The sequence below is a fragment of the Vallitaleaceae bacterium 9-2 genome (assembly GCA_038396585.1).
Lineage (GTDB): Bacteria > Bacillota > Clostridia > Lachnospirales > Vallitaleaceae > UBA1351.
In genome coordinates this window covers 1,584,679-1,604,758 of record CP121691.1, presented here as the reverse complement: position 1 = coordinate 1,604,758, position 20,080 = coordinate 1,584,679, and the positions used below count along the sequence as shown (strand labels likewise).

Here is a 20,080-nt window from a genome sequence, read left to right as displayed (position 1 = left end):
AACACGTGCATTTTATTATAGCATACTCACCTCAAAATGCAAGTGTTCTGATATTACAGTTTTATTACTAAATTCTACATCTTTACTCTTCGTCGTCGACATCTTCATAGAGAATGCCAAAATCAATGGTACGCATGCGCTTATCCACGGATAGGACTTCTACTATAACAGGTTCGCCTAACCTAAAGATTCGTCCACTACGTTCTCCAATCAGCGTCATGTGTTTTTCATCATAATTATAGTAATCGTCGGTCAATCGATTCATCGGAATCAATCCCTCGATGGTATTAGGAAGTTCCACATATATTCCCCAGTTGGTCAAGCCACTGATAACACCACGAAACATCTGTCCGATTTTATCTTCCATATATTCTGCTTTTTTGAACTTCGATACTTCCCGTTCAACTTCCTCAGCACGTCGTTCTAATTTGGATGTCTGTGCCGCGACCTTATCCATAATATCTTCATAATGCTCATAGCGCCTGTCATCCAAACGTCCATTGATGACATCCTTAATAATACGATGGATCTGCAAATCCGGATACCGTCTGATCGGCGAAGTAAAATGAGTATAATAGTCCGTTGCCAAACCAAAATGTCCATCACTTGTAGTTGTATACTTCGCCTGTTTCATAGATCGAAGAGCTAATCGACTAATGATAGTCTCTTGTTCGCTTCCTTCGATCTCAACCAAAAGTTTTTGAATCTCCTTGGGATGCGGTTCAAGTTCCTTTCCTTTTAATTTATAGCCATAGTTACGGATAAACTCCGTTAAGTTACGAATCTTTTCTGGATCGGGTTCTTCATGGCTTCGATAGAGGAAAGGAATCTCTTGCCAGTGAAACTCTTCTGCAATCGTTTCATTAGCCAAAAGCATAAACTCCTCGATAACCTTGGTCGCTACACTCCGTTCATATGGATAGATATCAACAATTCTTCCTTTGTCATCTAGGTTGAACTTAGCCTCTGGAAAATCAAATTCAATGGAGCCACGTTGACGTCTACGCTCTTGCAAAATCTTCTGTAGTTCTTCCATCGTTTTAAACATGTCCATCTGCTGATGATATCGCTTTTTCAATTCAAGATCATGGTCCACCAGAATTTGTTTGACATCATCATAATTCATGCGCTCATTCACATTGATAATGGTCTCAACCACTCGATGTTTTTTTACTTTTCCTTTTTGGTCAATTTCCATAATACAACTTAGGGCAAACCGGTCTTCTCCCGCATTAAGAGAGCATATCCCGTTGGACAAGCGATGGGGTAACATCGGTATAACCCTGTCCACCAAATACACACTTGTGCCGCGCTCTAAAGCTTCCTGATCAAGGGCTGACCCTTCTCGCACATAATGCGTCACATCGGCAATATGAACGCCAAGTTCAAACCCCTTGGATATTTTCTTTAAGGTAATCGCATCATCCAGGTCTTTGGCATCTTTACCATCAATGGTCACCGTCATCTCTTGACGCAAGTCTTCTCGATGACCTTCTTGGTCAATCATCTCTTGGGTTAATTGATCCGGCACCTGCTTGACTTCTTCCATCAACTCTTGAGAAAACTCTGTCGCTAGACCATAGGCCATCATTATGGATTTAATCTCTGTCTCAGGATCATTGATATGTCCAATAATCGACATAACAACACCTTCTGGATTTTTACCTTCACGTCCCCAGTTAAGTATCTTCACAACAACCTTATGTCCATTAACGGCACCATTGGTTTTTCCATTTTGTATAAATATATCTTTGGTCAGTTTTTTATGATCCGGAACAACAAAACCAAAATTTTTACTTTTTTGAAACGTCCCAATAAGCGTATCAATTCCACGCTTAAGAACTTGAACAACTTCCCCTTCTTCACGACGCTCACCGGACTTTTCTACTTTAATGTTTACCGATACCGTGTCACCATGAAAAGCCCCGTTGGTAAAATCCACTGGGATAAATATATCATCATCCCGTCCTTCAATCTCAACAAACCCAAAGCCCTTGGGATGGGAGACAAATGTGCCCACCAAATAGTTTTTATCTTCATTGAGAATATATTTTTGTTTATTTGTTACAATGAGTTTTCCTTCGGTAACAAGCTCGTTTAATAAAAACTCCAGTTCTTTTACCTCTTGGTCATCAAGGCCAAGTAGTATTTTAAATCCTTTGAGCTTCAAAGGTTTATATTCATTACTGGATATAATATCCATGAGAATTTTTTTACGTTTTTTATGATCTTGTAAAATGTCTTTTCTTTGTTCGTACATATATGCACTCCTTTTCGTTTTTGCTAACGGGCAAAGAGCACCCTGACGGTGCTCTTTTTTTCTATTGTAACAGTTTAAATTATATCTGGCAAATCAATTTTTACAATGATATAAACTGTCTGTATTGTGTAGTTTCCATAGATGTCCACTGCATAAACCGTATAATATCCTGTTTTATTCACAGGGATTTGTCCGATAACAACATCTGCCGGCGCTGGTGTGTCCGGATTATTATCCGGGTCTGCCTCCGTAGCGTTATACACATTATCAGGGGTCGCAGGATTAATGGCAGGCCAGCTATTACCAGTGGCTTGATCGCGTTCATAGTCTTGTGCATTAATATCGTCCGACGTAGAATAAGTCGCATAAACCCCTGCAATATCAAAGTATTGGCTTGTCGCTCGTATATATACGCCATCATTATCTGCTTCCACAAGATTTGTAGGTGCATCTAAGTGCGTATCAATAGTAAGTACATTATCTGTGTTTTTCATAACCGCTTTAAAAGCGATTTCATCAAAGTATTGGTGTCCTGGGGATGTATCAAAATCAATATAATGAAATGCCGAACTATTATTTGCTCCTATAATATAGTCTCCTGTAGACGCAACATCTACAATCATGCTAAATCGTATCGGATCTGCTACATATGCTGTCTGCTCATCGTTAAGAACATAGATTCTATTACCAAATTCTGCATGAATCTCTTTTTTGTCTTCAGATATACGCGATAATTTGGGTTCATCGGATAAATAATTAATCGTCTTAATTTTTAATCCATGGGGCAGCGTTTCTTCAAAGATAATATCTTGTAAATATACCGAAGACTTAATCTCATTAGCAATCTCTTGATATATTTTTTCCAAGTCATTGGCTGTTTCTGCATAATGGAAGCTACTGTTTTTTGTATCACTGTCTAATATCAAGCCTTCTACATCTGCATCTTTTGTAAAGCCAATGTAATATCCTTTAATCTGTTGGGTATCTAGTGCACCGGACATGACGCGCGCATAATCAGAAGCATAGTTACCATAATCAAGTTGACCGCTATTGACCAATGTTTTTTCGGTCTCACCGGCTCCATAATAATAGTCAACATCTGATAGGCGCATTCTCTCCCAGCGTCGATTATTTACTAATAAGTTGACCCGCGGACTTTGCCAGTCGGTATAATATCGCTCATAAGAAAATCCCGTCGGCTTCCCGTCTCCTAAGAAAACAACATACTTTTCAGCATCATTCCCATTATTTAACATGCTTTTTGCCAAACGAAGTCCATCGCCTATATTAGTTCCGCCTCCAGAGCGCAATTGATTAATTGTTCCTTTTAAGTTTTGCAAATTGTCTGCAACGTTTTTAATCTCAGAACGTACCGAAGCATTGGTTGAAAAACTCACAATACCAACTTGTGTATTTTCATCTTCTGCCATGGAGTCCAAAAAAAGGTGGGCTGCATTTTTTGCGATAGTCATCCGCTGCTTTGCATATTGATGTGTTTCATCTCCATGAATGTCCCACTCCATACTTCCCGAGGTATCGATAATTAATACAACTTCTTTTTGTTTTGCTATCTGGACAACATCTGCCGGAACAGGGTCAAAACTTAATTCATAGTTGATTTCTATCGTATTTAGCTCCGGATTCTCTAAATCCATCTCAAGAATCGAAGGATTTACTGTTTTATCCATTGCAAATGTCGCTTTATAGTCAAATGTGGGAATCTCAAATTCAAAATCTCCCTTTACAAAATCATTTTTATAATGTGTTCCTTGTGTGTATACATATTCTCCTATAAGGCTTCCTGCTGTTGCGCTTGAAGAACCTATTATTCTAGCATTTGGTGCTAAAACCGTTCCACGCATTGCTCCGATTTCAATCGTTCCGTCAAAATCCCCAAAGTTCCAAAGAATTTTTCCAACCTCTTCACTATAGACAGATAGTGCATCCATATTCTTTCGCAACACAACTGTTTCTTCATAATCTCTTGGAATATTCACATTAATGATGACTTGGGTTGCTCGGTGAATATTATCAAACACAAAGGATCGGTCTTGATATTTGGTTAAATCCATAACATCAATATGAAAAACATTAACTCCATCTTCTAGATTGACACCTTCACTGTTTTGGTTCCAACTAGAGCGATCAAACATCGTTCCAGCTGTCGCTTCAAGCTGCATATAATTATGCGCAACTGCTTCCAGGCGACGAAGACTTTGTACCATCTGAACATCAAATGTTCTATTGGAATTATCAAGAACTTCTATCGGGTGGTCAGATATTTTGTTTTCAATGGAATGATTGGGTACACGAATATAATATTTTCCATCCGCTTTTTTTTCAACTGCATAATCTTCGCCTACGCTAAACACACTGACAGGTGCATTAAGATTCATAGGACCTACCCATTCACTATTTATTCCTGCATTGGTAAGTTCATCAAAGTTGCCTACATATAGGTAGGTTTCCGTATTACCCGCCACTCCATTGTTGAGTTTAGTCCCAACGGTATGATTTCCTTGGCGAATAAACGTCTGCGCCGCAAAATTCGACTCAATCGAGCCAGCGATTTCATAAGTATTGGCAAATATTCCAAAGGCTCCCGCATCTCCTAGGCTATAGCCTTGAATCGTCTTATAATCATATACATTCACATTGACATTGCCTGCTAAGCTGTCCACTTGCATCCCTAGTATACATATTAAAAAGCTCATCATCCATGCAATTATTTTTTTGTTTGCATTTTTCCTCATCCGATTCCCCTCCTATTTGTTTTCTCTTAGTTCAATATGGTACATATTCTCTACAACTTCATCCTTTTGTCCAAAAAGCGTATACCGATTGTCAATACGTATTGTTGCACTCTCTTGTACTTTTAATTGTTCTTTTAGCTGTTCGTAAGCAGTCCATAAGGACTGTTGTTCGATACGCTTAGAAACAGTCTCTTTGAAGATTTTTTCTGCCTGAACATCATAAAATAAAAACGAAAGATTATATAAGCGTACATCATTGACTATCGCTAAGGATAGGCTCGCCTGTTGAGGCAGTTCTAAAATAAGTGACGTCTCATCTATTGTCAATAACGTATATGCTTGTTCCTGACTTAGTTGCTGAACATGTCGAGCTATGTCCTTGTCAAAATTCCATGCAAAATCTTGGATTAAATCTGTCTGCATAAATATACGTTGAGACTCTAAAGAACGAATCGGATCAATAACCTCCACCGTTCCCAATGAATTCTCATGCATTATCCCTTCATTATTAAATAAACGATATAATAAGACGATTGCTTCTTCACGTGTTGCCTTTCCCCTAGGATTGATGATTGGTCTTCCTTGACTATCCATACCTGTACCTTTGATAATCCCTTGTTCATAGCAATATGCAATATACTCATATGCCCATGGCGCAATCATCTCTTGATCGGCATATATCGGCACACCTTCTGTTTTAACCTCGAGGGAACTATTCAGATTTTTTATCAGATGAACAACCAACGAAGCAATTTCTTGACGGGTTATTTCCCCATCCGGGTTAAATGTTCCATCCCCATTGCCACGAATAAGACCTGCCGCATATGCCTTAACAATGTCTTCTTCATACGGATGGTCAATAACATCATAAAAAGGATGTTGTTTTGTCACCTCAATCCTTTTTGATGTACTTTCATATATGCTCAGTGCAAGTAGAACATATTCATGTCGTTTAATATTTTGTTGATAATTGTTTTGAAATTGTTCAGGTATGATATTTGCCTGAATCGCAGACTCTACTTCTGTTACAGCCCATTGACTAGGCTCTTGAACCCCATGTGCAACTGTCATTGAAAAAATCAGGCACAAAACAGCGATGATGCTCCCTTTCATCATTCTTCCCATAATTCATATTCTCCTTCAACCTTTTACATTAATTATAATATATTTCCTAAAAATATACTAGGGAAGAATAAAAAAGGCTATATCAAAAAAGATATAGCCTTACTCTTTACTTTATTATGTAATTGTTCACCAGTATCTCATTCGCCGTAGTCATGGACAATGAATGGTGATTGATGATTTATCCAATCTCTGCAAGTATGTTAATCAACATGGTCATGAAGATAAACACAACAGACAATATTACAGTCAGCTTATGTAAGCCGCCTTCCATTGATCTTGCTTTGTTCTTTCCCCAATATGATTCACCTGCACCGGCAATAGCTCCGGATAAACCTGCTGTCTTACCTTGTTGAAATAATACAACTCCGATAAGCGCTATACATACAAGTACATAGAGTACTTTAATGATAACCAACATTGTTCCCATGATTACACCTCCTAAAATAACAACAGTAGTATTCTAGCATAAAGCAGAACCCTTTTCAATACTTTTTTTCTACTTAAGATTAAACCATGCGTCTAAACCAGGATATACTGCAACATCTGCTAGTTCATCTTCAATACGTAATAATTGGTTGTATTTTGCAACACGGTCTGATCGACAAGGTGCACCTGTTTTGATTTGGCCTGCATTAACCGCAACAGATATGTCTGCAATCGTCGTATCTTCTGTTTCACCCGAACGGTGAGAAACAACTGCTGTATAGCCCGCACGATTTGCCATTTTAATCGCATCAAACGTTTCTGTTAATGTTCCGATTTGGTTAACTTTTATTAAGATTGAGTTCGCTACACCGTCTTTGATACCACGTGCTAAACGCTCTGTATTCGTTACAAATAGGTCATCGCCGACAAGCTGTACTTTTGAACCAATACGTTCAGTTAAAAGCCCCCAGCCTTCCCAATCTTCTTCATCTAAACCATCTTCAATCGATATGATTGGATATTTATCAACAAGTGCTTCATAGTAATCCACCATTTCTTCACGTGTTCGATAGACATCTTCGCCTTTCATCTTACTCTCACCTGGGAAGAAGTATTTTCCTGTATCTGCATTATACAATTCACTTGCTGCTGCATCAATAGCAATACGAATATCGTCACCTGGCTTATAACCAGCTTTTTTAACAGCATCAAGAATAACTTCAATCGCTTCATCAGAAGATTTAAGGTCTGGCGCAAATCCACCTTCGTCACCTACTCCTGTTGAAAGTTCACGATCATTTAAAACTTTCTTTAAGTTATGATACACTTCAGAACAGATACGAAGTGCTTCTGCAAAAGAAGTTGCTCCTACTGGCATAACCATAAACTCTTGAAGGTCAACCGTATTATCTGCATGCTCTCCACCATTTAAAATATTCATCATAGGCACTGGCAATGTATATGCATTAAACCCACCTAAGTACTGGTACAAAGACATTCCCAAAGCTTTTGCTGCTGCATCAGCTGTTGCTAAGGACACACCTAAAATAGCATTCGCACCGAGTTTAGATTTGTTCTTTGTTCCGTCAAGTTCAATCATACGCATATCAATATCACGTTGGTCTAAAGCATTAGAGCCAATAAGCGCATCTGCAATTTCAGTATTGACATTATCAACGGCCTGTTGCACACCTTTACCCATGTAGCGGTTACCACCGTCTCGTAGTTCTACGGCTTCAAAGGCCCCTGTGGAAGCGCCTGAGGGCACTGCTGCTCTCCCTACATATGTATCTTCTATAACAACTTCAACTTCAACTGTTGGATTGGCTCTTGAGTCTAATACTTCACGTGCATAAATATCTGTAATTTCTAAAAAACTTTTCATATAAAACTCCTTTCAACCATGTAAATTATAAACTTCTATTCATTGTGTTATATGTCATAACACTTACTATTCAAGTATATCAGTAAAACAAAAAAATTCAAGTTTTTTATTATTTTACTCAAGATATACTACGCATTTAAATTCTTAATAAGAAACACGTTTGATATGATTAGAAAATCCTTTGTTCCCAGCGACAACTACCGCGGAATTTAAAAAGAGAACTTCATCAATCCCCTGCTCTTTTGCATAGGTTACAGCCCCTTTTTTATAATGCCTTGGGTCAATGATATGAATTTCATCATAATGTGATGTTAAATACGGTACAAACGCATTTCCATAGGAATCTTTAAATACGAGTATTTTTCGTCCATTATCAAGGTTTGTATCGATAACAGCTAGTGGATTATCCCCACTTAAAAACACCATATATTTATTACTTTTTTTGGCATAATTCATGTTAATCAAATCAAGGTTGATTGTCCGGTTACCCTGAGTTGTTATTGTATATTCTGATTCAACAAAAGGATGATACACTTCAACCGTATCAGGATTACTTTTTACATTACGATTAAAGTTTTTATTATATAGATATCCTAAAAAGCCTTCGATTTCTGTTTTTTCAAACTGATCCAACCCATAGGCATTGTCCCCAATTTTGTCAGCAAATACCGTATATGCATAGTAAGCGCCTAGAGCGGTCCAGTGATGGTCTGATCGAAAATATAGATATTCATCAATATGTTCTCCTAACGCATCATAAATATGTACAGGAATAATGGGGTCGATAAACGCTTGGTTAATGGCATTAATTGCATCTGCTTGAGAATCCGCTAGACTACGGTATTTTTCACTTTTTAAAAATTCAATATGACTAGGTACAACAATAGAATAGACACTCATCTGATCATCAAAACTTTCAGCAAATTGGTTAATAGCTGATGCATAATATTCACATGCGCTATTGGAGTATCCAAAAATCTCATAAATCGTATCTTCAATAATCAATAAACTATTTTTGCGCTGTCCAACCAACGTATCATCATCGGTAATCTTTAACTGTTCTAATATTTTGTCGTTATCAACTTCTTCTACTTCTAAAGGATTCATATCTGAAAAACGCTCAATATCTTCTGAAGCAAAGTTCACCACACGTTGATTCAAGTCATACACACTGCTAATAGGCTTATGCTCTTCTTGGTGCATTACAACCTCTTGTACTTCTATGGGTGGATTATATGCATCTTCATTAGATGCTAAGACTATCTCTACTTGATCCTCGCCTTGTGTTCCTCTATATGCTTCAATGGTTTTACTAACCATAAGCAGCCTCTCTCTATGGGTAAAATGGTCAGCATAATAATCTGTAATTCCTTGAAAATACCTTCCACTAAGAAGATCTTTTCTATTCAATTTTGGAAATGACGCTAATTGCCTGTTTTCAAGTTCAGACACTTCGCTTGTGTTTGTGGACAATAAAGTCATGGCTCCTAGTCCATACAATATAGTCACAAATAAAATTATAAGAATCCAATGTTTTGCTAAATGCCGTCTCATACGTTCGCCTCAAATCTAAAATCTAAAATATAAAAATGGATTATATGTCTGTCCAATAAGTATGATAAATGCCACAATAAATACTGTAATAATTGATAGAGGATATAGTACTACTGAGTATATCGGTCTAAATAAGCTTTTGGTTATAACCGCCTCAATCTTTTTAAGGGTAAGCATCACTATAGGTGTCATTCCAATCAGTGCAGCAAATAAAAACCATGCATTATTCATGAGCATAACTTCTGTCGTTGTATCCCAAAGAAAGTTCACATTAACCAACCCTTGCATGAATCTTATCCCACGATATAAGTCCTCATAATAAAACAACGTCCAACCAAAAATTGTCACTGCAAACATATATAAGTAATTAAACATTGCCGGAAGTCGAAAGGATTTAAAAATCCACCTCAGGATTTTTTCAAAAGCACTTAACGCTCCATAATATAACCCCCACAGGACAAAGTTCCAGCTTGCACCATGCCATAATCCGGTCAAAAACCATACAATAAATAAATTGCGAAATTGAAATCGACGGTTCCCGCCCAAGGGAATATATAAATAGTCTCTAAAAAAGCTCCCTAAGGACATATGCCAGCGGCGCCAAAATTCAGTGACACTTTTTGAAATATAAGGATAATTAAAGTTCTCCTGATAGGTGAATCCAAACATACGTCCTAGCCCAATGGCCATGTCTGAGTATCCTGAAAAATCATAATATATTTGCAGCGCAAACAAGGTCATTCCAAACCAGTGGCCACCCATACTTAGTTCACCTAACTGTCCATCTAAAAAGTTCGTTGCTAATGCACCTGCTGTATTAGCAAATAACACTTTTTTTGCAAGTCCGATAATAAATCGACGAACGCCTTCTCCAAATTGTTCAACAGAAAAAGAACGTGTCTCTATTTCTTTAGCGATGTCTTTATAACGCACAATAGGACCTGCCACAAGTTGGTGGAATAAGGATACGAACATTAAAAACTTCCAAAAAGATTTTTGCGCTTTTACTTCTCCACGATATACATCAAACACATAGGATATTGTCTGAAACGTATAAAAAGATATACCTATTGGCAAGGAAAATCCTGTGAAATTTAGTGACAAGCCAAATAAAGTATCTAGTGTGTTGGCAAGCATTCCAGAGTATTTAAATAAGATTAGAATACCTAGGTTAATTATAAGCGAAGAAATTAATGCTGCTGTACTTTGCCATCGATGTAGATAACGTTGAGCTATGCGTCCATGAATATAGTCTACGACCGAGCTAAATAACAGTAGAACAACCCATACCGGCTCTCCCCACGCATAAAAAACAAGCGAAGAAACAATGAGCACACCATTTTTCCACTTTTTCGAAGGAATTATATAATATAAAAATAAACATATTGGTAAAAATAGAAATATGAAAAACAAACTTGAAAAGACCATAATTACTCCAATTATCAAGATTTTTACTACCCATCATCATTATTAAGGTAACGTTGAGTAGCACAAAAATAAGGATATCCAAATGCTTTGAATATCCTTACCATTGTAGTATGACTTCATAATATTGTCAATATGGGTTTTCTATTACCCTTTAATAAGCAAGCTTTCACCTGTCATTTCTTTTGGTTTATCAATATTCATGATGTCAAGTAGTGTTGGTGCTATATCAGCAAGCTTTCCACCTTCACGTAAGGATACGCCTGCATCTGCATTCACTAGAATAAACGGTACCGGATTGATTGTATGGGCTGTAAAGGCTTCATGTGTTGTATAGTCAATAAGTTGTTCTGCATTACCATGATCTGCACATACAAACATTGTTCCGCCATTGTTTTTAATTGCTTCAACCGCATCTCCAACACAAGCATCGACAGCTTCAACTGCTTTAACGGCTGCAGATTCAATTCCAGTATGACCAACCATGTCTGGATTTGCAAAGTTTACTACAATCAAATCATAATTTCCTGAGTTAATGGCATTGACAAGGTTTTCTCCAACTTTTGCTGCACTCATCTCTGGTTGCAAATCATAAGTCGCCACTTTAGGTGAGGGCACAAGCACGCGCTCTTCTCCTTCATTTGGCTCTTCAACTCCACCATTAAAGAAAAAGGTCACATGAGCATACTTTTCTGTCTCCGCAAGTCGTAATTGCGTTTTACCAAGACTTGCCAAATACTCACCTAATGTTCCTTCTAGAGAAACTTTTTCATAAGCAACCAATTTATTTGGAATTGTAATATCATAATTGGTAAAGCAAACATATGTTAAACGCATGAATCCTTTTTGACGCTCAAACCCTGTGAAGTCTTCTTCACAAAATGGTCGCGTAATCTGACGTGCACGGTCCGGTCTAAAGTTAAAGAAAATAACACTGTCATTTTCATTAACGGTTCCAACAGGCTTGCTATCTTCAGTAATCACTGTCGGAAGAACAAACTCATCATTCACATTGTTTGCATAACTGTCTGCAACACATTGAACTGCATCTGATGCATGTACACCTTTTCCATTAGTCATGGCATCATAAGCCAGTTGGGTACGTTCCCATCGATTATCACGGTCCATTGCATAATATCGACCCATAACCGTAGCAATTTTCCCAACACCAATTTCATCAATTTTTGACTGAAGCTCAGTTACATACCCACGTCCTGATGTAGGTGGTGTATCACGTCCGTCTAGCATACAATGCACATATACTTTTTCAAGTCCTTGTTGCTTTGCTAATTCTAATAATGCATAAAGGTGTGCATTGTGACTATGAACGCCACCATCGGATAGTAAGCCCCATAGATGCAAAGCACTATCATGTTTTTTAGCGTTATCGACTGCAGCTAAAAATGCAGGGTTTTCAAAGAAATCCCTATCTGCAATTGATTTTGTTATACGTGTTAATTCTTGGTACACAATACGTCCGGCACCAATATTTAAATGTCCAACTTCTGAGTTTCCCATTTGTCCGTCAGGCAAACCGACATCCATCCCTGAAGCATATCCTTTTACAAATGGATATGTTACTTTCATGTTATCAAGGTTTGGCGTAGTTGCTTTTGCCACTGCATTGCCTTCTTCACGTTCATTCATTCCATATCCGTCAAGGATCATTAAAACTGTAGTTTTCTTATTCATATCTTTTGCTCCTTTTCTATAAATTAATCCACTTATAGAGCAAACTATTTATAGTTGACAATTTTTCCAAAATCCGCTTTTAAACTTGCTCCACCAACAAGACCGCCATCAATGTTTGGTTTTGCAAATAATTCTGCTGCATTTGCGGCATTCACTGAACCACCATACTGAATGCGTACTTCGTCTGCAACTGCTTGTCCATATAGCTCTACTAATAATTCACGAATTGCAGCGCATACTTCTTCCGCTTGGTCACTTGTTGCAGTAACGCCTGTTCCTATTGCCCAGATTGGCTCATAAGCAATGACAACTTTTTTTGCATCTTCTGGTTGAACATCTTTTAATCCGATTTTGATTTGTTGACGAATCAAGTCGATTGTAACGCCTTGTTGACGTTGCTCAAGGTATTCTCCACAGCAAAGAATAGGTACAAGGTCATGCTCAATAGCTTTAAGCACTTTTTTGTTAACGGTTTCATTTGTTTCTGCAAAATATTCGCGGCGCTCTGAATGACCGATAACTACATATTTTACACCGATTTCTGTCAACATATTTGGTGCGATTTCACCAGTGTATGCTCCATTTTCTTCAAAATACATGTTTTGAGCACCGATTTCAATGTTCGTATCTTTTGTTAAATCTGTTGCAACCATTAACGATACTGCTGGCACACAAAAAACCACATCTGCTTCTTCTGTTTTTACTAAAGGAATCAATTCATTAATTAATTCAACTGTTTCTTTAGGTGTTTTATTCATTTTCCAGTTTCCTGCAATAATCATTTTTCTCATAAGTTTTGTCCTTTCAAATTCCTCGTTTATAAGTTGTTTTATTTATCATCTGCCGCAACTACACCTGGCAACTCTTTTCCTTCTAAAAATTCTAATGACGCTCCACCACCTGTTGAGATGTGTGTCATCTTGTCACCAAAGCCTAAGATATTAACCGCTGCTGCTGAGTCGCCACCACCAATAATTGTTGTTGCATCGGTTTCAGCTAATGCTTGAGCAATTGCTTTAGTTCCTTTTGCAAAGTTTTCCATTTCAAATACACCCATTGGACCATTCCATACAACTGTTTTTGCATCTTTAACAGCTGCTGCATATTTTGCAATCGTTTGTGAACCTATATCAAGTCCCATGTAGTCCCCTGTTATACCTTCGCCTGCATCTTCAACTTCTTTAAATGGCGCATCATTACTAAATTCTGTTGCAACAATATGGTCTGTAGGAAGCAATAAGTTAACACCTTTTTCTTTTGCTTTTTTAACCATTTCAAGAGCATAGTCCATTTTATCTTCTTCTAATAATGATTTACCAATTGAAAATCCTTGTGCTTTTAAGAAAGTGTATGCCATTCCACCACCAATAATTAGTGTATCTACCTTGTCAAGCAAGTTATTGATAACATTAATCTTATCTGATACTTTAGCGCCTCCTAAAATAGCTACAAATGGACGCTTTGGATTTGCAACGGCATTTCCAAGGAAATCAATTTCTTTTTGCATTAAATATCCAACAACACATGTATCAACAAATTCTGTTACTCCAACATTAGAGCAGTGCGCACGGTGAGCTGTTCCAAAAGCGTCATTTACAAAAATATCCGCAAGTGAACCCAAGTCTTTGCTAAATGCTTCCCCATTTTTTGTTTCTTCTGCTCTGTAACGTGTATTTTCTAATAAAACGATATCTCCATCTTGCATTGCATCAATTGCTTTTCTTGCATTGTCGCCTACAACAGTATCATCTGCCGCAAAAACAACGTCTTGCCCTAAAAGTTCAGCTAACTTTTTTGCAACCGGTGCTAAGGATAACTCAGGTTTTGGTTCTCCTTTTGGTTTTCCCATATGAGAACAAAGAATAACTTTTCCACCATCTCCTACTAATTTTTTAATTGTAGGTAAAGCTCCATTCAAGCGGTTAAGGTCTGTAATAACCCCTTCTTTAATTGGTACATTAAAGTCACAACGTACGAGTACTTTTTTTCCTTTTACCTGAATATCGTCTACTGATTTTTTGTTTAACATAATTTTCCTCCTAAAAGTTAATCTATAAATTTAGTTCTTTGGATAACATTAATACCTTTCTTGCACAACCTTCATCAAGGACAATACTTCCATTTTGAATAAAATGCCTTACGGATAAAACCGCCAGCGCCTTACTCTCTCCCCCTGCGACTGCAATAGGGTGAACATTTTTCTTAAGTTCATCTAAATGAAAACCGATTGTCTTAGAGTCATATACAATCTGTCCTTGCTTATTAAAGTAATAGCCCAAAGCCTCAGCCACAGCTTTACGCTCAGTTAGCACATCAATTACTGCTTTATTTAAATCACGTCGATAGGCCATTTTCTCTGCATTACCAATTCCAAACACAATAATATTTGCTTTTTTTATTTGTTCAATGACCTGGCTGATTTTTGGGTCCTTTGAAACGCTAATAATGGCTTTTTCACTTAAATTATCCGGTAAATTCAACAATTTATAGTGGCAGCCGATTTTTTTAGCCATCTCTTCAACCAGTGTATTGGCTTGTGTCTCAACATTATTGCCTAAGCTTCCTCTTGCCGGAACGACAAACATTTCTTCTAAGGATTGATTATTGGGCTGAATATATTTTACAACACTTTTCATCGTATGGCCCCCGGTTATAGCCACCACAGATGTATTCGTAATAAGTGATTGCAATAATTTTGCAGCACTTCGTCCAATGTTGCCAAGGGCTTGTGGATCCTCATCTGAGTTACCGGAAACCACATGAATATCTGTAGAACCAAACACCGTTTTTAGCTGTTCTTGTAACCGTTTAATGCCTTCAAGTTCATTCATAAGTTCTTTTAATTGATCTAAAAGATTGATACCAGCCTCTGTTAATATCATACCACTAGTTGAAACATTTACATAGCCTTCTTTACGAAAAAACTCAATATCTGAGCGTACTATCTTCTCACCGATATTTAACTTTGCTGCAATCATACGCCGTCCAATCGGTTGAACCGAATAAATTGTTGCTAACATATAATATCTACGTTTAAGAATATCCATTTCTTTTGGGATTATTTTATATAACAATGTCATTTTGGGAAACATATCTTTCTCCTTGTAGGACCATTAAGTCCCAGCGAACAAATTAAGTCCCTTTCTCTACAAAAAAAGAGAGAGAACAATTATCTCTCTCATAATTATAACAATTCTTAGTGAAATTTCAAGCTATTTTTATAATAAGACTTCATCTTTAACATAGTATGCCAGGTTCAACGCATGATCCGAGATACGTTCATAATTGCTAATGACATCTAAAAACACAACACTTGATTGAGGCTGACACGCATATGTAGATAATCGATGAATATGGGATTCACGTAAAGATTCTTCCATCGCATCAATTTCATCTTCACGATCTTCCACTTTACTGACTAATTTTTGATCATTATTTTCTCGTGCTAACAATGCATATTCAACTGTCTCAATGGTATATTCGGACATTTCTGTCAATTCCTTGATGGCAATATCCGAAAATTCCAACTCATTATTTACATTATATTCTGCCAATTCAACAATATTGGTTGCATGATCACCAATACGTTCAATGTCATTGACCGAATTAAATAAATGGGTCACTACGAGCTGCTGACGTTCTGTTAACGGAGTGTTATTAATTTTAATCAAATATCCTGTAATTAATTGGTCTAGTTTGTTGACATCTTTTTCTGTCGCCTTAACTTTCTCAATTTTTGAGATATCTTTTTGTATAAGTGCTTCTGTAGCTAGTATCAAATTTTCTTTGGCAATACGTCCCATACGAACAACTTCTTTAATTGAGTTTTCAACCGCAAAGCTTGGTGTCTCTAAAATACGTTCATCTAAATGACGTAATGTAATCGCCTCGTCTGATTCATCCAATACATCTGTTCCAGGCACAATACGTTCAGCCGCTTTAACCAAAAACTTAGCAAATGGGAACATAATAATTGTATTTGACACATTAAATATCGTGTGGAAAATCGATATATCTGTCGCATTAACAATTTCAGAGGCCAACGATGTATTGATCCAATTAAAGAAGATGAGTGTACCTATGACAAAGACTATTGTACCAATCAAGTTAAAGAGTAAATGTACAACAGCTGCACGTTTGGCAGTTCTATTTGCTCCTATACTTGATAACATCGCTGTCACACATGTACCAATGTTTTGTCCTAAGATAATATATACAGCTGCCCCCCATGGAACTAAACCATTCATTGCTAATGTCTGTAGTATACCCACTGAAGCCGAACTACTTTGAATAATCGCTGTAACTACAAATCCGGCTAAGACACCAAAAAATGGATTTTCACCAAGGACAATAAAAGCTTGTTTAAATACATCACTATCACGATAAGGCTTAATGACTGAGCTCATCAATTCTAAACCGATAAACAGTAAACCAAACCCTACAATTATTTCCCCAACTTGTTTTTTTGTTTGATTTTTACCAAACAACATCAATGATACACCAATTGCAACTGCAAGAGGGGCAATTTCAGACGGCTTTAAAAAAGCAGCCCATTCAGAACTTGATACAATCCAAGAAGTAATTGTCGTACCAATGTTGGCACCCATAATAATTCCTGTTGCTTGAAACAAATTCATCAGTCCTGCATTAACAAATCCGACAACCATAACCGTCGTTGCTGAACTACTTTGAACAATTGCCGTTACAAGTGCCCCTAGTCCAACAGCGATAACGCGATTTGATGTTAACATGGCGAGTAATGATTTCATCTTTTTACCAGCAGACATTTGAAGTCCTTCAGCCATAATATGCATTCCATAAAGGAACATACCAAATCCACCTAAAAAAGAAAATAGTTGAAACAATACATCATGAAGCATTTCTGTCGTCATAACATTCTCCTGTTATCTTGTTATTTTTACGTTAGTTACGTGTTTAGGACATGTTAACATGTCCTTCCTTATATTATCATTCATAAAAGAAGAATTCAAGAAATACTTCCTTCCTAATTTCTGTAAATTATGATAGAATTAGTGAATCAAAACTGTTCATTTTTACCAAAAAACAAGCTGTGTTTTTCACTAAAAACACGAAATATAGAAAGGGGCACAAAAAACATGTTAGCTGATTACCATTTACATAGTGATTTTAGTGGGGACTGTAATGTCCCTATGCAACAGATGATTGAAGCCGCCATTCAAAAAAAAATGAAGCGACTTTGCTTTACTGAACACCATGATATCGATTTTCCAGATGTCGGTATTGATTTCACCTTGGATATCAATGCATATTATCAGCAATTCAAAAAATACAAAGCGCAGTATGCTGACACAATCCAACTGCTTTTTGGCATTGAACTTGGAATTCAACCCCATATATATCCTCAGTTATCTAAGATAACGCTGGAATATCCTTTTGATTTTGTGCTCGCTTCAAATCATTTGGCTGATGGTGTCGACCCATTCGACCCTAAATATTTTGAAGGTAGAACTCAAGAACAAGGTTACAGAGCGTATTTTGAAGATATGCTTTATAATGTAACCCATTATACAGATTATGATATCTATTCCCATTTAGACTATGTCATACGCTATGGTGATTTTGAAAATAAACATATCCATTATCCAGACTATAGCGAACTTTTAGATTCTATTTTAGCTACAATCATCCAGCATGGAAAAGGTATCGAACTGAATACCTCCGGCATACGCTACGGTCTTGGGCAACCCCATCCTTCATACACTATCCTTAAGCGCTATAGGGAACTTGGTGGAGAACTTATTACTCTTGGTTCAGATGCCCATACCCCAAAAGATATTATGCGTCATTTTGATGAAGGAAAAGAACTATTAAAAAAAGCAGGCTTTTCTTATTTCACAACTTATGTGAAAAGAAAACCCTACTTTCATCGTTTATAGTTCTATGCTACATGAGAATTATTCAATACGTTTTATAATGGTTCCACCACCAACCACGACATCATCATCGTATAAAACAATGGCTTGTCCCGGTGTAATCGCGCGCTGCTTTTCCTCAAAAATGCATTCCATTTTTTGATCTTCACGTATACGCACTTTACATTTAGCTGGTTTGTGGGAATATCTGATTTTGGCCGTTAGTTCCTGTCCATCCTCAATTGACTCTACAGCCATTAAATTCACATCCATTGCAACACAGCCACTTGAAAATACATCATCATCCGTTCCGACCATAACTTCTTTTGTTTCCGGATTAATATCCACAACGAAACCTGGGCGTCCCAAATTAAGACCCAATCCCTTACGTTGTCCAATCGTATAGTGAACAATACCTTTGTGTCGCCCAATAATTTTACCACGTGTATCGACAAAATTACCCGGTTCAAATGTATCTCCTGAATACTCTTCAATAAACTTTGCATAGTCGTTGTCTGGAACAAAACAGATCTCTTGACTATCTGGCTTATTCGCCATACGCACACTAATATTTTCTGCAATCTCTCGAATCTCGTCTTTAGTATAGTCCCCAACGGGCATCAACGTTCTTGCTAATTGATCTTGCGTCAGGTTATACAGTGCATACGTTTGATCTTTTCTGGCTGTTTTTGACATTTTAAGTGTATAACGCCCATTATCCAATTGAACAACTTTGGCATAATGCCCTGTAGCTATATAATCAGCTCCAATGGCTATACTTCGCTGCAATAGCGACTCCCATTTCACATAGCGATTACATGCGATACAAGGGTTTGGTGTACGCCCTTGCTTATACTCTTTAACAAAATAATCAATAACATCCCGCTTAAAATCTTCCTTAAAGTTCATGACATAATACGGAATTTCTAGTACATTAGCTACACGTCGTGCATCATCAACTGCTGAGAGCCCACAACACCCGCCGTTTTCTTCCATAAGTGACCGATCATCATCTTGCCAAATCTGCATCGTAACACCTATGACTTCATAGCCTTGCTTTTTTAATAAATAAGCAGCTACCGATGAGTCAACCCCACCGGACATACCTACTACAACTTTTTTATTCAAAATCATCTTCCTCTTCTACATGGTGATCATAGTCATCTGTATCTTGTGGAGGCTCTAGTCCTTCAATTTGAATATTATTCTTTTGTGCATAGTCCCATATAGCTGCATGTAAAGCTTCTTCTGCTAATAATGAACAATGCACTTTTGCTTTTGGAAGTCCATCTAAGGCTTCAACAACCGCATCATTAGTTATTTTTAACGCTTCTTCAATAGTTTTTCCCATGACAAGTTCCGTGGCAATACTACTTGTTGCTACTGCTGCGCCGCAACCAAAAGTTTTAAACTTAACGTCTTGAATAATATCATTTTCAACTTTAAGGTAAATGCGCATAATATCACCGCATTTTGCATTTCCAACAGTTCCTACACCATCTGCGTGATCGATTTCACCCATGTTTCTTGGGTTCGTAAAGTGGTCCATAACTTTTTTTGTATACAT

15 protein-coding genes are annotated in these 20,080 nt (G+C 37.3%); 1 reads left to right on the top strand and 14 read right to left on the bottom strand.

The window, feature by feature from the left end:
• Nucleotides 1-82: 82 nt before the first annotated feature.
• The 12 genes from rnr to QBE53_07525 form a co-directional block, all read right to left on the bottom strand.
• Nucleotides 83-2,260 carry a ribonuclease R gene (gene rnr / locus QBE53_07580; GenBank protein ID WZL82959.1) on the bottom strand — a complete coding sequence of 726 codons (2,178 nt, stop codon included), beginning with the start codon at nt 2,258-2,260 and terminating at the stop codon, nt 83-85.
• 74 nt (nt 2,261-2,334) lie between these two features.
• Complete coding sequence (locus QBE53_07575) at nt 2,335-5,013, bottom strand: VWA domain-containing protein (protein WZL82958.1); 2,679 nt, start codon at nt 5,011-5,013, stop codon at nt 2,335-2,337.
• A gap of 12 nt (nt 5,014-5,025) precedes the next feature.
• Nucleotides 5,026-6,138, bottom strand: a complete 1,113-nt coding sequence (locus QBE53_07570; GenBank protein WZL82957.1) for an S-layer homology domain-containing protein — start codon at nt 6,136-6,138, stop codon at nt 5,026-5,028.
• A 178-nt stretch (nt 6,139-6,316) separates the two neighbouring features.
• Nucleotides 6,317-6,565, bottom strand: a complete 249-nt coding sequence (gene secG / locus QBE53_07565; protein WZL82956.1) for a preprotein translocase subunit SecG — start codon at nt 6,563-6,565, stop codon at nt 6,317-6,319.
• Between the two features lie 69 nt (nt 6,566-6,634).
• Nucleotides 6,635-7,948, bottom strand: a complete 1,314-nt coding sequence (eno, locus tag QBE53_07560; GenBank protein WZL82955.1) for a phosphopyruvate hydratase — start codon at nt 7,946-7,948, stop codon at nt 6,635-6,637.
• A gap of 144 nt (nt 7,949-8,092) precedes the next feature.
• A complete protein-coding gene (locus QBE53_07555; GenBank protein ID WZL82954.1) occupies nt 8,093-9,502 on the bottom strand; it encodes a DHHW family protein in 1,410 nt (469 codons plus the stop codon).
• Nucleotides 9,503-9,517: 15 nt separating this feature from the next.
• The gene (locus tag QBE53_07550) at nt 9,518-10,837 is read right to left on the bottom strand and encodes an MBOAT family O-acyltransferase (protein ID WZL82953.1); all 1,320 of its coding nucleotides are present in this window, start codon (nt 10,835-10,837) and stop codon (nt 9,518-9,520) included.
• Between the two features lie 237 nt (nt 10,838-11,074).
• Nucleotides 11,075-12,619 (bottom strand): 2,3-bisphosphoglycerate-independent phosphoglycerate mutase, encoded by a 1,545-nt coding sequence (gpmI, locus tag QBE53_07545; GenBank protein ID WZL82952.1) that lies wholly within the window; start codon nt 12,617-12,619, stop codon nt 11,075-11,077.
• A gap of 44 nt (nt 12,620-12,663) precedes the next feature.
• Nucleotides 12,664-13,410, bottom strand: a complete 747-nt coding sequence (gene tpiA / locus QBE53_07540; protein ID WZL82951.1) for a triose-phosphate isomerase — start codon at nt 13,408-13,410, stop codon at nt 12,664-12,666.
• 38 nt (nt 13,411-13,448) lie between these two features.
• A complete protein-coding gene (locus QBE53_07535) occupies nt 13,449-14,651 on the bottom strand; it encodes a phosphoglycerate kinase (GenBank protein ID WZL83278.1) in 1,203 nt (400 codons plus the stop codon).
• A 19-nt stretch (nt 14,652-14,670) separates the two neighbouring features.
• Nucleotides 14,671-15,711 (bottom strand): sugar-binding domain-containing protein, encoded by a 1,041-nt coding sequence (locus tag QBE53_07530; GenBank protein ID WZL82950.1) that lies wholly within the window; start codon nt 15,709-15,711, stop codon nt 14,671-14,673.
• A 126-nt stretch (nt 15,712-15,837) separates the two neighbouring features.
• Nucleotides 15,838-17,511: a Na/Pi cotransporter family protein gene (locus QBE53_07525; protein ID WZL82949.1), complete on the bottom strand. Its 1,674-nt coding sequence runs from the start codon at nt 17,509-17,511 to the stop codon at nt 15,838-15,840.
• Nucleotides 17,512-17,736: 225 nt separating this feature from the next.
• On the opposite strand from QBE53_07525, the gene QBE53_07520 reads away from it, so the two are divergent.
• Complete coding sequence (locus tag QBE53_07520) at nt 17,737-18,537, top strand: histidinol-phosphatase HisJ family protein (GenBank protein WZL82948.1); 801 nt, start codon at nt 17,737-17,739, stop codon at nt 18,535-18,537.
• A gap of 18 nt (nt 18,538-18,555) precedes the next feature.
• On the opposite strand, the gene mnmA is transcribed toward QBE53_07520, so the two are convergent.
• Both mnmA and nifU read right to left on the bottom strand, forming a co-directional pair.
• The gene (gene mnmA, locus QBE53_07515; GenBank protein WZL82947.1) at nt 18,556-19,647 is read right to left on the bottom strand and encodes a tRNA 2-thiouridine(34) synthase MnmA; all 1,092 of its coding nucleotides are present in this window, start codon (nt 19,645-19,647) and stop codon (nt 18,556-18,558) included.
• Nucleotides 19,634-20,080: a Fe-S cluster assembly scaffold protein NifU gene (gene nifU / locus QBE53_07510; protein WZL82946.1), complete on the bottom strand. Its 447-nt coding sequence runs from the start codon at nt 20,078-20,080 to the stop codon at nt 19,634-19,636. The genes mnmA and nifU overlap by 14 nt, the downstream gene beginning before the upstream one ends.

What these genes read in the sequence shown, in the direction of transcription:
- QBE53_07570 (WZL82957.1), bottom strand. Translation starts at nt 6,138, where the DNA reads ATGGGAAGAATGATGAAAGGGAGCATCATCGCTGTTTTGTGCCTGATT.
- nifU (WZL82946.1), bottom strand. Translation starts at nt 20,080, where the DNA reads ATGTATACAAAAAAAGTTATGGACCACTTTACGAACCCAAGAAACATG.
- QBE53_07575 (WZL82958.1), bottom strand. Translation starts at nt 5,013, where the DNA reads ATGAGGAAAAATGCAAACAAAAAAATAATTGCATGGATGATGAGCTTT.
- QBE53_07530 (WZL82950.1), bottom strand. Translation starts at nt 15,711, where the DNA reads ATGTTTCCCAAAATGACATTGTTATATAAAATAATCCCAAAAGAAATG.
- rnr (WZL82959.1), bottom strand. Translation starts at nt 2,260, where the DNA reads ATGTACGAACAAAGAAAAGACATTTTACAAGATCATAAAAAACGTAAA.
- QBE53_07525 (WZL82949.1), bottom strand. Translation starts at nt 17,511, where the DNA reads ATGACGACAGAAATGCTTCATGATGTATTGTTTCAACTATTTTCTTTT.
- mnmA (WZL82947.1), bottom strand. Translation starts at nt 19,647, where the DNA reads ATGATTTTGAATAAAAAAGTTGTAGTAGGTATGTCCGGTGGGGTTGAC.
- tpiA (WZL82951.1), bottom strand. Translation starts at nt 13,410, where the DNA reads ATGAGAAAAATGATTATTGCAGGAAACTGGAAAATGAATAAAACACCT.
- QBE53_07555 (WZL82954.1), bottom strand. Translation starts at nt 9,502, where the DNA reads ATGAGACGGCATTTAGCAAAACATTGGATTCTTATAATTTTATTTGTG.
- eno (WZL82955.1), bottom strand. Translation starts at nt 7,948, where the DNA reads ATGAAAAGTTTTTTAGAAATTACAGATATTTATGCACGTGAAGTATTA.
- secG (WZL82956.1), bottom strand. Translation starts at nt 6,565, where the DNA reads ATGGGAACAATGTTGGTTATCATTAAAGTACTCTATGTACTTGTATGT.
- QBE53_07520 (WZL82948.1), top strand. Translation starts at nt 17,737, where the DNA reads ATGTTAGCTGATTACCATTTACATAGTGATTTTAGTGGGGACTGTAAT.
- gpmI (WZL82952.1), bottom strand. Translation starts at nt 12,619, where the DNA reads ATGAATAAGAAAACTACAGTTTTAATGATCCTTGACGGATATGGAATG.